Origin of the sequence: Niallia taxi (assembly GCF_004005475.1) — a bacterium.
Classification (GTDB): Bacteria; Bacillota; Bacilli; order Bacillales; family Cytobacillaceae; genus Niallia; species Niallia taxi.
The window spans coordinates 85,452-100,161 of the sequence record NZ_RZTZ01000015.1; the positions used below are offsets into that span (position 1 = coordinate 85,452).

At 37.7% G+C, this 14,710-nt stretch carries 14 protein-coding genes; 9 read left to right on the forward strand and 5 right to left on the reverse strand.

The genetic code is table 11. The annotated features are described in order from the left end of the window. Nucleotides 1-4: 4 nt before the first annotated feature. Both EM808_RS23980 and EM808_RS23985 read right to left on the reverse strand, forming a co-directional pair. Nucleotides 5-955, reverse strand: coding sequence for an ATP-grasp domain-containing protein (locus EM808_RS23980; protein ID WP_127741599.1), 951 nt, complete (start codon nt 953-955; stop codon nt 5-7). Further along, a complete protein-coding gene (locus EM808_RS23985) occupies nt 955-2,010 on the reverse strand; it encodes an LLM class flavin-dependent oxidoreductase (protein ID WP_127741601.1) in 1,056 nt (351 codons plus the stop codon). The genes EM808_RS23980 and EM808_RS23985 overlap by 1 nt, the downstream gene beginning before the upstream one ends. 225 nt (nt 2,011-2,235) lie before the next feature. Between EM808_RS23985 and EM808_RS23990 the strand changes: the two genes are divergently transcribed. From EM808_RS23990 to EM808_RS24010, 5 genes are all read left to right on the forward strand, one after another. Next, the gene (locus tag EM808_RS23990; RefSeq protein WP_205685895.1) at nt 2,236-2,661 is read left to right on the forward strand and encodes an EamA family transporter; all 426 of its coding nucleotides are present in this window, start codon (nt 2,236-2,238) and stop codon (nt 2,659-2,661) included. A gap of 245 nt (nt 2,662-2,906) precedes the next feature. Then, a complete protein-coding gene (locus tag EM808_RS23995) occupies nt 2,907-5,117 on the forward strand; it encodes a sensor domain-containing protein (RefSeq protein WP_127741605.1) in 2,211 nt (736 codons plus the stop codon). A 191-nt stretch (nt 5,118-5,308) separates the two neighbouring features. Beyond that, nucleotides 5,309-6,238, forward strand: a complete 930-nt coding sequence (gene glsA, locus EM808_RS24000) for a glutaminase A (RefSeq protein WP_127741607.1) — start codon at nt 5,309-5,311, stop codon at nt 6,236-6,238. Nucleotides 6,239-6,367: 129 nt separating this feature from the next. Continuing rightward, a complete protein-coding gene (gene speD / locus EM808_RS24005; protein WP_127741609.1) occupies nt 6,368-7,180 on the forward strand; it encodes an adenosylmethionine decarboxylase in 813 nt (270 codons plus the stop codon). A gap of 142 nt (nt 7,181-7,322) precedes the next feature. Further along, the gene (locus EM808_RS24010) at nt 7,323-8,489 is read left to right on the forward strand and encodes a M20 family metallopeptidase (RefSeq protein WP_127741611.1); all 1,167 of its coding nucleotides are present in this window, start codon (nt 7,323-7,325) and stop codon (nt 8,487-8,489) included. A 42-nt stretch (nt 8,490-8,531) separates the two neighbouring features. Here the strand turns inward: EM808_RS24010 and EM808_RS24015 are convergent, their stop codons facing one another. Further along, complete coding sequence (locus tag EM808_RS24015; protein ID WP_127741613.1) at nt 8,532-9,755, reverse strand: MFS transporter; 1,224 nt, start codon at nt 9,753-9,755, stop codon at nt 8,532-8,534. A gap of 183 nt (nt 9,756-9,938) precedes the next feature. Between EM808_RS24015 and EM808_RS24020 the strand changes: the two genes are divergently transcribed. Further along, nucleotides 9,939-11,390: an alpha-amylase gene (locus tag EM808_RS24020; protein ID WP_127741615.1), complete on the forward strand. Its 1,452-nt coding sequence runs from the start codon at nt 9,939-9,941 to the stop codon at nt 11,388-11,390. Nucleotides 11,391-11,430: 40 nt separating this feature from the next. On the opposite strand, the gene EM808_RS24025 is transcribed toward EM808_RS24020, so the two are convergent. Further along, the gene (locus EM808_RS24025) at nt 11,431-12,063 is read right to left on the reverse strand and encodes a LysE family transporter (RefSeq protein ID WP_127741617.1); all 633 of its coding nucleotides are present in this window, start codon (nt 12,061-12,063) and stop codon (nt 11,431-11,433) included. 184 nt (nt 12,064-12,247) lie between these two features. On the opposite strand from EM808_RS24025, the gene EM808_RS24030 reads away from it, so the two are divergent. From EM808_RS24030 to map, 3 genes are all read left to right on the forward strand, one after another. Then, nucleotides 12,248-13,231, forward strand: a complete 984-nt coding sequence (locus EM808_RS24030; RefSeq protein WP_127741619.1) for a Gfo/Idh/MocA family protein — start codon at nt 12,248-12,250, stop codon at nt 13,229-13,231. Between the two features lie 23 nt (nt 13,232-13,254). Next, a complete protein-coding gene (locus EM808_RS24035) occupies nt 13,255-13,674 on the forward strand; it encodes a DUF1801 domain-containing protein (RefSeq protein ID WP_127741621.1) in 420 nt (139 codons plus the stop codon). A gap of 145 nt (nt 13,675-13,819) precedes the next feature. Beyond that, entirely contained in the window at nt 13,820-14,563 is a 744-nt protein-coding gene (gene map, locus EM808_RS24040) for a type I methionyl aminopeptidase (protein ID WP_127741623.1), read from the forward strand. Between the two features lie 57 nt (nt 14,564-14,620). Here the strand turns inward: map and EM808_RS24045 are convergent. Beyond that, nucleotides 14,621-14,710, reverse strand: a 90-nt coding sequence (locus EM808_RS24045) for an IS3 family transposase (RefSeq protein WP_164849538.1), incomplete at its 5' end; no start/stop codon positions are given.

Below are 14,710 nucleotides of genomic sequence, written 5' to 3' on the forward strand. Positions count from 1 at the left end.
GCGATTAATTGGCCACTCCAGATTGACGCTCAAGTAATCCTTGTAAATACTGAGCTAGCTGCAGCATGCCGAAAATCCCTGCTTCCTTCTCTGCATCGGCATTATAATTAGTATTCGTGTTAATGTCATACGTATAAAGAGTACCATTCTTGTCCTTCATGAATTCAATTCCGGCAACATAAATGCCTTGTGCTTGAAGGAATTGCTCATATTTTTCGATAATTGGTTCATGGAAGTCTTTTTGAATGGAAAAGCTTGGCTTTTCCTCTACTTGTTCGCCAACAGGGCAGAAAAGATCATTGATTTGGCAAGCATCAGCAGGGCAGAGCTCAAAACCGCCTGCCGTGTCGACTTTAACGGCATAAACAAACTTTCCGCCAACAAACTCACAGCGCGTGATGCTTTGATCTGGTGATTCAATATATTGTTGAATTAAGGTAATCCCATCAACAGGCTCCTCGAATTCTGGTCCGTACACATATCTTTCCAGCTCCTCAATGGAATGGAATAAGCGAACACCTAAGCCTTTTCCTGCGCGGTTATGCTTCGTGATAAAGGAAGGGTCACCAAGCTTTTTTGCTGCTTGGATAATTTGTTCACTGCCAGTTGCCACGAGCGTTTTTGGTGTTTGGATGCCATGCTTGAATAAAGCGGCATACTGTGCTGCTTTACTTACTTCCAGTCGTAAAGCACCTGTTCCATTAACAACCGTTCTTCCGTAGGATTCAAGCCATTCAAGGACAGCACCAGTATATTCTGCTGCATAACGATGTCCTCTCGTATGCGAGGATGCGCTCATTCGGCTGTAGAAGATTCCTTCAGGAGGAGCTTCCGATAAATCGAAATTACCTTCAGATAAATCCCATTCTTCAAAGGGAATATGAAGCTCCTCCAGACGCTTCGTTAAATGAACAGTCCATTCACTGTTTTCATGGATAACATATACTTTGCTCATTATTTGCTCACTTCTCTTTCTATTTTTAATGATTCTACAAGCGGCATAACTTGTTCAGAGAACTTTTTCATCTCTTCTAGCTGTGGAGAGAACTGCAGCAACAGCAGGTTAATGCCAGCATCCTCATACTCCAGTATCTTTTTGGCTATTTGCTCAGGTGTCCCGATCAGACCAGGTCTAAGTCCTCTGTTAGAAACAGAATAATCTTGCAATTTAATTTGCTGTTCAAGCTGTGATTTATTAACAAAGTCATCGAACCCAGCATAAGCAGAGGATTCCTTAACATCTGTTATTCTAGCAAGCTCTTGTTCTGCTTCTTCTTGAGTATCACGGCAAATCACATATGCTGCCATTCCGAAGGAGGCAAAAGGATCCTTGCCAAGTTCTGCTCTTTTGTCTTGCATATCCTTTATTTTAGCTGAAATCTCGTCTACTGTTCCGCCATGCATCACATATGCATCACAATTTTCAGCGATGACTGCTTTGCCTTTTGGGCTTTCACCACCAGCATAAAGAATTGGATTTGGCTTTTGAACAGGCTTTGGAGCAAGCTTCGCATCTTTTATATCATAGAACTTACCTTTAAAGCTAAAAGATTCTTCCGTCCATAAACCTTTTAAAATAGCTAAAAATTCCTCTGTGCGTTCATATCTTTCATCATGCTCTGTAAAGATTCCGCCATACTGCCTTGCTTCTTCCTCCCACCAAGCAGAAACAACATTCAAAGTAAACCTGCCATTACTGATATGATCGATATTGGCAGCCATTTTAGCCGCAATAGCAGGGTTGTGGAAGCCAGGACGAATTGCTGTCATGATTTCTATTTTTTCTGTCACGGCAGCAAGAGCAGCAGCCGTTGACCATGCTTCAATGGAGTCGTGTTCAGGACCTTTTATATCATTTAAGTATAATTCCGCAATTAAAGTCGTATCATAGCCCCATTTTTCTGCACTTTGAATGACCTTTTTTGCGTAATCAAATGTTGGAGGCATGTTCTCATCATCAACATTTCGCAGCCATCCGCCAAAAATAGGTAGCCAAAATCCAAATTTCATGTACATTCTCCTTTTAGGACACTAAAGTTTTTTGAATATTATTAATGTTATTATAGAGGTATACTAACTGTCAATATACTTGAATCTATAAAACCTATAAATATACTCAGTATTTATAAAAAAGGAAATAGAGCATAAATATCGGAGGAGACATTTATACAAATTTTACGATAAAAGAGTAAAATTTGTATTACCAAACATAATACATAAAAAGGGGGAATTCGTTTGTCTTGGTTACTTTTTGCTATACTTTCTGCAGTTTGCGCTGCTTTAGTTGGGATATTCGGAAAAGTAGGTCTGCAAAATATTGATTCCAATACAGCTACAGCCGTTCGAGCAATTATCATGGCCCTTTTTCTTTTAGTTGTTGTTGCTATAGAAGGCAATCTTCATAAAATCCCAACAATAATATCTGACAAAAAGAACTTCCTTTTTATTGTACTCAGTGGTATTGCAGGTGCAACATCGTGGCTGTTTTATTTTCTCGCATTAAAAACTGGTAAGGTGACACAGGTTGCACCAATTGATAAATTAAGCGTAGTATTAGCAGCAGTCATCGCCATTATTTTTTTAGGGGAAAAAATCAGTTTCCTAAACGGAGTAGGAATTGGCCTTATTACTGTTGGAGTCATTTTAGCAGCGCTGCACTAATTTCTTGCTGAAGATTGATAAAGGTTGTTGCTTGTCTGTTTAGGGAACGCCGCTGATTTAATAATAATCCTTTTCAAAACAATAGCATCTTTTAAGTAACAGGAAGAACAGCCTTCCTGTTTTTTTTAGATAAAAGTGTATGAGCACTCAACAAAACTCATAATTATGCCGATAGAAAGAGAAAATGGGTACTAAATGGAGACCCACAAAGAAACAGGGATAATGAAAGATAGGTGAAACCAACAATGGTCTATAAAAACAGTCAAACGAAATGGATCATTACCCTTTGTTTATTTGTTGTTCTATCAATGCTTGTAAATATCTTTTACCACTATTTGCATCATACTGTATTTATTATTCTGCATACGATCATCAGTCTCGTAACAATATTTTCGCTGCTGGTATTATTAAAGAATATTTCAATAATCATACTAGAATTGAGAAATAGCAGTATGAAGCTTCAAACCATTTTTGAAACAATGGATATGGCAATTTGGTATCATGATTACAAGACAGGAACACTTCTAATTACTTCTGGTATGGAAAGGATTTATGGCAGATCGATTGCTGAATTCTATCAAAATAATGATTTATGGAAAGAATCTGTTCATGAAGACGATTATCATGTAATAGAAGAAAGACTGGAAGCATTGAAATCAGGAGCCGAAGTCACAAGTATTTACCGAATTGTTAAGCCTGACGGCGAAATTCGCTGGATTAAAGACAAAGGTATACCAGGACTTGATGGCAATGGCAGAAGGACAGAGTTTACAAGTGTTTTTTTTGATATAACAGAGAGTAAAGAAAACGAGGACCGCTTCAGCACGCTTGTGGAGATGTCACCAGATATAATTGCTGTAGTCAGCAACTATGAACTGCTCTATATCAATTATGCAGGAAGCAAGCTTATTGGCGCTGTCAGCCCTGCTGAGCTTGTCGGTAACACTGTTTATGATTTGCTGTCGAGGGAAGACTATGAAAAAATTGATAGCGAATTTTCTATAAATGGTGCCAAAAATTTAAGAGTAGAAGTTCAAGTTAAAACATTACAGCAAAAAATTATTGATGTGGAGCTGTCCTGCATGCCAATTATGTTTGCAGGAAGGCATGCGGTGCTTGTTGTCGGACGTGATATTACTGAACGAAAAAAATCGGACAACTTAATTAAGCAATTAGCCTATCATGACACGTTAACAGAGCTGCCGAACAGGTACAGCTGTATGGTTCATTTGCATGAACGCCTTCATAGTCCTGCCGTCGATTCCTTATACGTATTGTTTTTAGATTTGGATCAGTTTAAGCGAATCAATGATACAAGAGGACACTCTACCGGCGATATAATATTGAAAAAGGTAGCCAATACTCTTAGCTTATCACTGAAAAACAAAGATTTTGTCGCACGGCTTGGCGGTGATGAATTTGTAATAATTCTCGAAAATGCAAATTTGCAGGAAGTGAAGCAAAAGGCAAATAGTATACTAGAGGCCTTCAACCAGCCGCTTATAATTAAAACAGAGGAATTTTTCGTTACACCAAGCATAGGCATCAGTAATTATCCAGCAGATGGTAAGGATCAGGAAACTTTAATTAAAAATGCCGATGCTGCAATGTATTTAGCAAAGGAAAATGGAAAAAATAATTATCAATTTTATTCACACGCACTCGAGGAAAGTGGCGCTCGAAAAATGATGCTGGAAATGGAGCTAAGAAAGGCGATTAAAAAGCAGGAGCTTTCTTTGTATTACCAGCCGCAATTTAATATTCTTACAGGGGAAATATTCGGTGTCGAAGCATTACTGCGCTGGAATCATCCGAAATTCGGCTTTGTTTCTCCGGCAGAGTTTATTCCAATAGCAGAAGAAACCAATTTAATCGTGCCGATTGGCGATTGGGTTATCAAACAAGCAGCCCAGCAAATGAGGGCATGGAATAAGCAGGGCATTAATAATATAAAAATGTCGATTAATATTTCAGCAAGACAATTTCATTGTTCCGATTTTGCCGAAATTATAGGCGAGCATGTCGACAAATATGGTTTAAATACAAAAATGATTGAACTGGAAATTACAGAAAGCACCTTGCAAAATATGGATTTATCCTTAGAGATACTTCATAAGTTAAAAGCATATGGTTTTAATATTTCAATTGATGACTTTGGCAAAGGCTATTCGTCATTAAGCTACTTAAAGCATTTACCGATTGACACGATTAAAATTGATAAAACCTTCGTTGATGATATTACAGACCCAGTTCACAAAGGTTCTTTAGTTAAGGCTATCATCGATATGGGGCATAATATGAACTTCTCCGTTATCGCTGAGGGAATCGAACAAAAAGAACAACTGGAATTTTTAAAACAAAACAATTGTGTTCTTGGTCAAGGCTTCTATTACAGCAAACCTCTGCCAAAAGAGGACATTGAAAAAATGCTGCTGGAACAGCTAGAAAAACATTAACTAAAAAAGAAGGACTGGAAGCAACGATTCCAGTCCTTTTTTATATTACCTAAACTTAGGTTGGTGATTGTTTCCAGTCTTTTTGTGTAGTATAAGTATATAGAAGCATGCTTAAACAAGCATGTAAGTTTATTTCCTTCTGATAAGGAAATAATGAAGGAAAACGATATTAAAAGAGTTGGTGATAAAGGATGCCATGTAAAACGGTAGAAGAGTTAGAAGTTATATTAGAAGAAGCAAAAAGCTACACAAAGGAAGGAAAAGTTGCTGATTACATACCAGCGTTAAGCAAAGCAAACCCAGATAATCTGTCGATAGCGGTTATATACCCGAACGGCACTTGTTATTCAGCCGGTTGTATTAAAGAAAAAATTACGCTGCAAAGCATTTCAAAGGTACTAACACTTGCACTGGCGCTGATGGAGTCAGGGGAAGATACTGTGTTCCAAAAAGTCGGCTATGAACCGACAGGAGACCCCTTCAATTCAATTGTAAAGCTGGAAATGAGTAATCCGTCCAAGCCATTAAATCCGATGATAAATGCAGGAGCACTTGCTGTAACTAGCATGATAAAAGGCAGCTCTGTTCAAGAACGGTTTGACAACATCCTTGAATTTGTGAAAAAGCTAGCTGGTAATGATGATATCAGTTACTCAGAAGAGGTAGCAAGATCAGAATATGAAACCTCTCATCTAAACAGAGCTTTATGTCACTTCATGAAGCAGCATGGCATTATTAATGAGGATGTTGAAGAGCTGCTAGATCTATATACGAAACAGTGTGCGATTGAAGTAAATTGTCTCGATTTAGCTCGAATTGGCATTATTTTCGCCATGGACGGAGTAGAGCCAGGTACAAACAACAGAATTATGCCAGCACATGTTGCCCGAATTTGTAAGACCTTTATGGTTACATGCGGCATGTATAATGCATCAGGCGAGTTTGCTGTACGTGTTGGCATCCCGGCAAAAAGCGGTGTTTCTGGCGGGATTTTAGGAGCTGTTCCTAATCGTTTCGGCATTGGTATTTCTGGACCTGCTCTTGATGATAAAGGAAATAGTGTTGCCGGCTTAAAACTGCTTGAAATTTTGGCGAAAAAATATTCACTGAGTATGTTCTGATCAACCTATCCCACTATAGCTTTCTTTTATTACGCTTCCTATACTTGTGGTTATTTTCAAACAGATAGGGGTAATATAAGACTATTTGAAAGTGCACTTATTTTTCGCACAAATAGGGGGATTACGAACATGAGCTTAACACCTGAACAACGCATTGAATTGCATGGCTTTAATAATTTGACAAAATCACTGAGCTTCAATATGTATGATATTTGCTATACAAGAACAAAGGAAGAACGGGAAAGCTATCTTCAATACATTGATGAGCAATATAATGCAGATAGATTAACAAGCATTTTAAAGAATGTGGCGGAAATTATCGGTGCACATGTTTTAAATGTGGCGAAACAGGATTATGAACCACAGGGAGCAAGTGTGACACTGCTAGTTTCTGAAGGTCCTGTGGCAGAGGCTCCTGAGGATGTATTTGAAGAATCTCCTGGTCCACTGCCTGGTTCTGTTGTAATTCACCTTGATAAAAGTCATATCACTGTTCATACTTATCCAGAATACCATCCAGATGAAGGAATCAGCACATTTAGAGCAGACATTGATGTTTCTACATGTGGAGAGATATCTCCCTTAAAGGCACTTAACTACTTAATCCATTCCTTTGATACAGACATTATGATTATTGATTACAGAGTCAGAGGATTTACACGTGATATTCATGGCCATAAATTGTTTATTGACCATGATATTAATTCCATCCAGAATTATATTCCATTAGAAGCGCAGAAAATTTTCGATATGATCGATGTGAATATTTATCAAGAAAATATTTTTCATACAAAATGCAAGCTGAAGCAATTCGACTTAAATAATTATTTATTCGGTTATACAGCAGATGAGCTTAGTGAAAAGGAGCAAGCAGACATAACCGAAAAGCTTACTGTAGAGATGAATGAAATTTTTTACGGTAAAAATATAAGCGGTTCATAAAGAAGACAGGCGATAATGTCTGTCTTTTTTATTTTGTTTTTGTATAAATATGCTTAAAATATAATTTTTAATCATTTTATAATGTTAATTTCTAATAATTTTGGTAAAATAGTATCATTATAGGGAGAAGGGAAAGGTTTAGTTGAAACAAACAATCATTGACACAATTGAACAACATAAAAAAACATTCGAGGAAATTAGTATATATATAGGGGAAAACCCAGAGCTTGGACATGAAGAATTCAAGGCTAGTGCTATTTTAATTAAAACATTATTAGATCATGACTTTGAGATCGAAAGAGAGTTTTGTGGTCTGCCAACTGCCTTTCGGGCGGTATTTGACAGTGGAAAAGAAGGTCCTGTTATCGGCTTTATGTCAGAATATGATGCACTCCCAGAAGTCGGACATGCATGCGGTCATAACCTGATTGGCACAATGGGAATTGCAGCAGGAATCGGTCTAAGCAAGGTGCTTGCTGAAATTGGCGGCAAGGTAATTGTATATGGAACGCCTGCAGAGGAAACAAAGGGCGGCAAGGTAACAATGGCAGAGAAGGACATCTTTTCAGAGCTTGATGTGGCTATGATGGTTCATCCGCTTGATAATAATATGAAAAGCGGTGCATCACTTGCAATGGATGCCATTCAATTTGAATTTTTCGGGAAAGCAGCACACGCAGCTGCAAGTCCGCATATGGGCATTAATGCATTGGATGCCGTTATCCAAACATTCAACAGCATTAACGCACTGCGCCAGCATGTAACCTCAGATGCTCGTATTCATGGTATTATCCCAGAAGGCGGAAAAGCAGCGAATGTTGTACCTGATTATGCTGTTGCTCAATTCTATGTTCGTGCTGCCAAAAGAGAGTATGTTAATGAACTAGTTGAAAAGGTGAAGAAGTGTGCAGAAGGTGCTGCCCTGCAAACTGGTACAACATTTAAAGTATCAAACTATGAATTCTCTTATGATGATATGATTTCAAATGACACACTTTCAGAAGCTTTCACAAACGAACTAGTGTCACTTGGTATTCCTGTTGAGGAAATCTATGAACAAAGAGATGGCTCTGGTTCTCTTGATATGGGGAATGTAAGCCAAGCAGTGCCGTCTATTCATCCTTATATTAAAATTTGTAACGAAGCGTATGCATGCCATACACATGAATTCAGAGAGGCAGCGATGACAGATCAGGCAAGAGAAGCAATGATTGTCGGCGCTAAATCGATGGCGTTAACTGGGTATGAAGTATTAACAAACCCGGAATTACTGCAAAAGATTAAAGCTGAATTTAATTCTATGAAATAATACAAAACAATCCCCGGCAACTTGCCGGGGATTGTTTTTTTGCTAAGAGACACTCTTCAACTGTTTTCCTTTTTTATATAAATGTGTTGCATAGAAAATAATGCATAGTGTTGCTGAAATTAATGTGCCATGGAAAATCCACACCATTATTTTTAAAGAGCTTGCCTCAAGCACAACAGGTGCGACAACAAAGCCGAGGGCAAATCCAAGCGATTTTAACAGCATGCCAACACCGAAAATTCTTCCCCTAATATGATTAGCGGTTTTTTGCAGAATGACAGCATGCAGGGTTGTAAAGGTTGCATCAAAAATCCCTGTAAAAAAGGCAAAGGCAAGAATAAGCCAACTATTACTGTTTGAAAAGAAGGTGATAAAGCCTGCTGACATGAGCATGGCCGAAAAAAAGGCTGCATAATAAAGACTTCTATCATCGTTAAATTTGATTTTCGGGATAATCATGGTGGAAAAAACAGAGCCGAGTCCCCATGCTCCCCAAATCAGACCATAAAATAAGCTTTGCTTCTCCTCGCTAATCATTTCAGCCAGAAGGGGAATCCCTAAGTTATGGGAAGCTCCGGCAAAGGACCCTATTAAAAAAACAGCATTAACTAATAACAGCATTGGAGCTAATAAGATAAAGGCATTAACTTCCTTCAGATCCTTGCTGAGACTTGAGAAGGTTTTTTTTACGCTTTCAGCAGCAGAGGTTGAGTTTTTTTGTGCAGTGGATGTTTGCCATTTCATTTTCAGTAAAATTAATGCAGATAAAATATAGGTAACGGCATCTATAATCAACGTCCATTTATATCCAACCACATTCGTTATTATTCCAGCACCGATAAATCCGAACACTAGACTTATCGATGTCAGCCTAGCTATCAGTGCGTTAGTTTGGATTACTTTGTCCTCACCAAATATTTGCGGGATTTCTGCACTATAGCTAACCGAAAACAGGCTAGTAGTGAAACCAATCAAAAAGCATACTGCAATTATCATGACAGGATTAGGAAAAAACAACAGTAACAATATGATGGCAGCTCGTAAAAAATCAGCAATTATCATAATCTTTCGTCTGTCAAATCGATCTGCAAGAACCCCTGAAAAAACGCTTGATATCAAGCCTCCAATTGTGCGAAATGCCATTGTAGCAGCAAGCAAGCCAGTACTCCCGGTTGCAGCGTACATTAAAACATTTATAGCAATTAAATCCATATATGTTCCTAAATCTGAAAATGCCTTCACGTATAAAAAAATCTTCTTATTCATTGCTGCTCCTTTATCGTCTGTTATTTTTGATTATTCTGTTTTTTTATTGTAAATGCATTATTAATATTTCGCAATACGAAAAAACGCCATGAAAAAAATTTTCTAATTAACTGGCTAAATGCTTTAAAAAAAAGAAATTGGGGTACTTATTAGGCATAATCATAAATTACAAGGAGTGTATATATGGAAAACAAGACGATTATGCAATTTTTCGAATGGCATTTAGATGCAGATGGAAACCACTGGAAGAGATTAAAGGAAAGAGCAAGTGAACTGAAAGAAGCAGGAATTGATGCAGTATGGGTTCCGCCTGTGACAAAAGGAATTACACAGGATGATAATGGCTATGGCATATACGATCTTTACGATCTAGGGGAATTCGATCAAAAAGGCACAGTCCGTACAAAATATGGAACAAAGGAAGAGCTGCTTGAAGCGATACAGGCTTGCCATAATGTCGGCATTTCTGTGTATGTCGATATTGTCATGAACCATAAAGCTGGAGCAGATGAATTAGAAACCTTTAAGGTTGTCGAAGTGAATCCAGATAATCGGGAAGAAGATATTTCAGAACCGTACGATATTGAAGGGTGGACGAAATTCACTTTCCCTGGCAGAAATGGGCAATATTCTGATTTTCAATGGAATTACACCCACTTTAATGGCACAGATTATGATGCTAAGGAAGAGAAGGAGGGTGTATTCCGTATCCTTGGTGAGAACAAGTATTGGAATAATAATGTCGATAAAGAGTTAGGAAACTATGACTTCTTAATGTTCTCCAATATTGATTTTAACAATGAAACGGTCAGGGAAGAGATGTTTAAATGGGGAACATGGATAAGTGAAACACTTTCATGCAATGGCTTCCGCCTGGATGCTATCAAACATATTAATCATGAATTCATTAAGGATTTTGCTGTTAATTTAAAGAAAGAAAAAGGCGATGATTTTTACTTTGTCGGCGAGTTTTGGAAGGGCGAAATCGATGAATGCAAGCAATTTTTAGAGGAGATGGATTACACTATTGACTTGTTTGATGTTCCGCTTCACTATAAGCTACATACAGCATCCATACAAGGCAGTGAGTTTGATTTATCAACAATATTCGATGATACCTTAGTTAAACTTCATCCGATGAATAGTGTCACATTTGTCGATAATCATGACACACAGCCGAATGAATCGTTAGAATCATGGGTGGAGGATTGGTTTAAGCAGATTGCCTATAGCTTAATTTTGTTGCGAGAAGACGGCTATCCTTGTGTGTTTTATGGAGATTATTATGGAATAAAAGGGCCTGTGCCTGTTGATGGCAAACAAATGGCCATTGATCCCCTTCTTTACGCAAGGAAAAAGAAAGCGTACGGACAACAGGATGATTATTTTGATGACAAAAATGTTATCGGCTGGGTTAGACATGGTGATGAAAATATCGAAAAATCAGGCTGTGCTGTCGTCATTTCAAATGATATGGAAGGCAGTAAGCGCATGTTTGTTGGCACGGAGCGCGCTGGCGAAACGTGGGTTGACCTGACAAACACAAGAAACGAAGAAATTGTTATTGAAGAGGATGGCTTTGCCGATTTCCTAGTTAATGGACAGAGTGTATCTGTTTGGGGACTGCCTAACTAATATAGCAGAAAAAAGGAACGGTTTTAACCGTTCCTTTTTTCTAGTAAAATAGCTTACTAAGTCCTTGAAAGGAAAAGTAAACACCGAATAATAAAAGCGTCACGCCTGAGATAATGGAGATTATTCTTAATGTATTTTTATTAAGAAATCTCCTAAAACCAGAGGTAAGTGCCGCAAAGGTAACATCCCAAATGGTAAGTCCGATAAAGATCATAGTGCTGTATAAAAGCAGCATGCCTGTACCATTTTCTGCTGCTGTTTTTGCTAAAACAGATCCATAGATTCCAAGCCAGAACAGAAAGGACAAAGGACTTGTTGCAGATAAAATAAACCCAGTCATAAAACATTTAAATAAGGAATCTTTCCCTCTTATATCATCCAGTTTAATAGAATTTGCACTAATAATGCCTTCAACGCCTGTATAAATAAAGATAAATCCTCCGAAAAGCCAAAGAAAAACCTGGACATAAGATAATTCTAAAAAATTCACCATGCCAAGATACACCATCAGCATGAAGATTGCATCCGCGACCATAGAGCCAATGCCGACAACCCACGCATGCCAAAAGCCATTTTTGATTCCCTTGTCGAGCCGGGCTGAATTAACAGGACCTATTGGCGCAGCTAACGTAAACCCTAATAAAATATAGCCAAGTAATATGCTAAGGCTCATTATTCTCCCTCCATCACAACTGCTTGTACATCCAAGTCTATGTTTAGCAAAAAGCAAATATGTTTCAATGGTTTAGAAAGTTCCATTGACACGTACAGCAAATTTGTAAAATGAAGTACTCATCATATGTTTTTATCTGACAGTCTGCTATTCTAGTAATAAATAAATAGAAAGTGGTGGAGACATGATACGATTTGGCATTGTTGGTTCCAACTGGATAACAGAGAGATTTATTAAAGCAGGAAGACAGCATGAACAATTTTTAGTAAGCGCTGTCTATTCTCGATCAAAGGAAAAAGCGCAGGAATTTGCAAAAAAGCAGCAAATTAAGCATACATTTTATAATCTGGATGAAATGGCAGCATCTACAGAAATCGATGCAGTATATATTGCTACACCGAATAGCCTGCATTGTGAACAGGCAATACTGTTTATGAATAATAAAAAGCATGTTATATGTGAGAAGCCATTTGCCTCCAATCGTGAAGAAGCAGAAAAGATGATGGCAGCAGCAAAGAATAATGGTGTGTCATTAATGGAAGCGATGAAATCAACACTCATGCCAAATTTCCTTGCTGTGAAGGAAAATATTCATAAAATCGGAAAAATACAATCCTATTTCTCTGCAAATTGCCGATTATCTCCCTTTTATGAGCAATATAAAAATGGTGAAATGCCTAACCTCTTCAATCCAAAGCTATCTGGTGGAGCGTTAATGGATTTAGGTGTTTACACTGTTTACCCGATTGTTGAATTGTTCGGTGCACCGAAATCTATTGCTGCCTTTGGGAATCTTTTGTCTACTGGTGTTGATGGAAATGGCCAAATTACACTTGAATATGATGGTTTTAGAGCGAATGTATTGTTCTCCTGCATATCTGAATCGACTTTGCCGACAGAAATCCAAGGAGAAGCTGGCACGATGCTGATTCATCATATATCCAGCCCGAAAAAGACAGAGATACTAATTGCTAATGGAACAACAGAGGATATCAGCGAATCCGAGCAGTTAGAACCGATGTACTATGAAATCAAGGAATTTATAGAAACAATTCAATCAAATACCCTTGAATCACCTCGCAATACATGGGCAAAGACTTTACTAACAATGGAAATATTGGATGAAGCAAGAAGGCAAATGAAAGTAACAATGGCAGACAAAAGCTAATAAAAGGAGCTGAATCTGGGCTAATGTATGAATTAAAAACAAAGGAAACAGAAAATAGTGTGATTGAATTTATTGAAGCAATCGATAGCGTAAAAAAAAGAGAAGACGCTTATAAATTAGTGGATATTTTTGCGGAAACAACCAATTATTCTGCAAAAATGTGGGGACCAAGCATTATTGGGTTTGGAGCTTATCATTATAAATACGCGACAGGACACGAGGGGGATGCACCATTAGTAGGCTTTTCACCAAGAAAGGCAAAAATCAGTCTTTATTTTGCTCCTGGGGAACAAAAAAGAGAGGAATTATTAAAACACTTCGGCAAACACACCACTGGAAAGGCTTGTGTATACATAAATAAAGTCGCAGATATTGATACAGATGTTTTAAAGGAGCTAATTACATCCTCTGTCAAATTCCTGCAAGAAACATATCCTGAATAAGGAACAATAGAACAGAAATAAAGAAATCACCACATACAATTGTTAGGAAGGGGATATATTTTACTAATAAAGGATGTTAGACTATAATAATAACGTTTTAGTGGATGAATTAATCAACGTTAGATGAAACAAAGAGGAGAATTATATGATTGTTAAAAATGAGCAAGACATTAATGGATTAATGGAAATTGGGAAAATAGTCAGCTTAATTAGGGAAGAACTATATAGAAAAACGGTTCCTGGCATCACGACAAAGGAATTGGATGAACTGGCAGGAAAATTATTTACAGAGAATGGCGCTGTGTCAGCACCTCAGGACATGTATGATTTTCCAGGCTATACATGTATTTCTGTAAATGATGAGGTGGCTCATGGAATCCCAGGAAGCCGCGTTATCCAGGAAGGTGACTTAGTAAATATTGACGTTTCGGCAAGCAAAAACGGTTATTTCGCAGATACTGGAAAGTCTTTCGTTGTCGGCAACGGAGACCCTAAATTAGTGAAATTATGTGAAGTAGCACAAGAAGCGTTTGAAGAGGGACTTAAATGCTTTAAACCAGGCGCTAAAAAGAACAGAATCGGAAAATTTGTTTATAATACGGCTAAAAATCATGGATTTACGGTTATTAAAAACCTGACTGGCCATGGTATCGGCACATCCTTGCACGAAGAGCCAGATCATATCCTTAATTATTTTGATTCATGGGACAATGACCTGCTAAAAGAAGGAATGGTTATTGCCTTTGAGCCATTTATTTCGACTAGTGCTGAAGAGGTGTATGAAGAGTCTGATGGCTGGACATTCAAAACGAAAAACAAAAGCTTTGTAGCACAATATGAGCATACCGTAATCATTACGAAAGATAAGCCTATTATTACAACACTATAAAATAAAGCCAGCAGAAATGATAAAGTGTACCCTTTGTAAAGGACATTTAAAAAAAGCCTAGGCAGTTTTAAGAAGATGATCTCTGTATTGAACAGGGGTCATCTTTTTTAAGTTCCACTGATATCTATAGTAATTGTAATAAATCAT

What these genes read in the sequence shown, in the direction of transcription:
- EM808_RS23995 (WP_127741605.1), top strand. Translation starts at nt 2,907, where the DNA reads ATGGTCTATAAAAACAGTCAAACGAAATGGATCATTACCCTTTGTTTA.
- EM808_RS23985 (WP_127741601.1), bottom strand. Translation starts at nt 2,010, where the DNA reads ATGAAATTTGGATTTTGGCTACCTATTTTTGGCGGATGGCTGCGAAAT.
- EM808_RS23980 (WP_127741599.1), bottom strand. Translation starts at nt 955, where the DNA reads ATGAGCAAAGTATATGTTATCCATGAAAACAGTGAATGGACTGTTCAT.
- EM808_RS24015 (WP_127741613.1), bottom strand. Translation starts at nt 9,755, where the DNA reads ATGAATAAGAAGATTTTTTTATACGTGAAGGCATTTTCAGATTTAGGA.
- map (WP_127741623.1), top strand. Translation starts at nt 13,820, where the DNA reads ATGATTGTTAAAAATGAGCAAGACATTAATGGATTAATGGAAATTGGG.
- EM808_RS24030 (WP_127741619.1), top strand. Translation starts at nt 12,248, where the DNA reads ATGATACGATTTGGCATTGTTGGTTCCAACTGGATAACAGAGAGATTT.
- EM808_RS24035 (WP_127741621.1), top strand. Translation starts at nt 13,255, where the DNA reads ATGTATGAATTAAAAACAAAGGAAACAGAAAATAGTGTGATTGAATTT.
- EM808_RS24025 (WP_127741617.1), bottom strand. Translation starts at nt 12,063, where the DNA reads ATGAGCCTTAGCATATTACTTGGCTATATTTTATTAGGGTTTACGTTA.
- EM808_RS24020 (WP_127741615.1), top strand. Translation starts at nt 9,939, where the DNA reads ATGGAAAACAAGACGATTATGCAATTTTTCGAATGGCATTTAGATGCA.
- speD (WP_127741609.1), top strand. Translation starts at nt 6,368, where the DNA reads ATGAGCTTAACACCTGAACAACGCATTGAATTGCATGGCTTTAATAAT.
- glsA (WP_127741607.1), top strand. Translation starts at nt 5,309, where the DNA reads ATGCCATGTAAAACGGTAGAAGAGTTAGAAGTTATATTAGAAGAAGCA.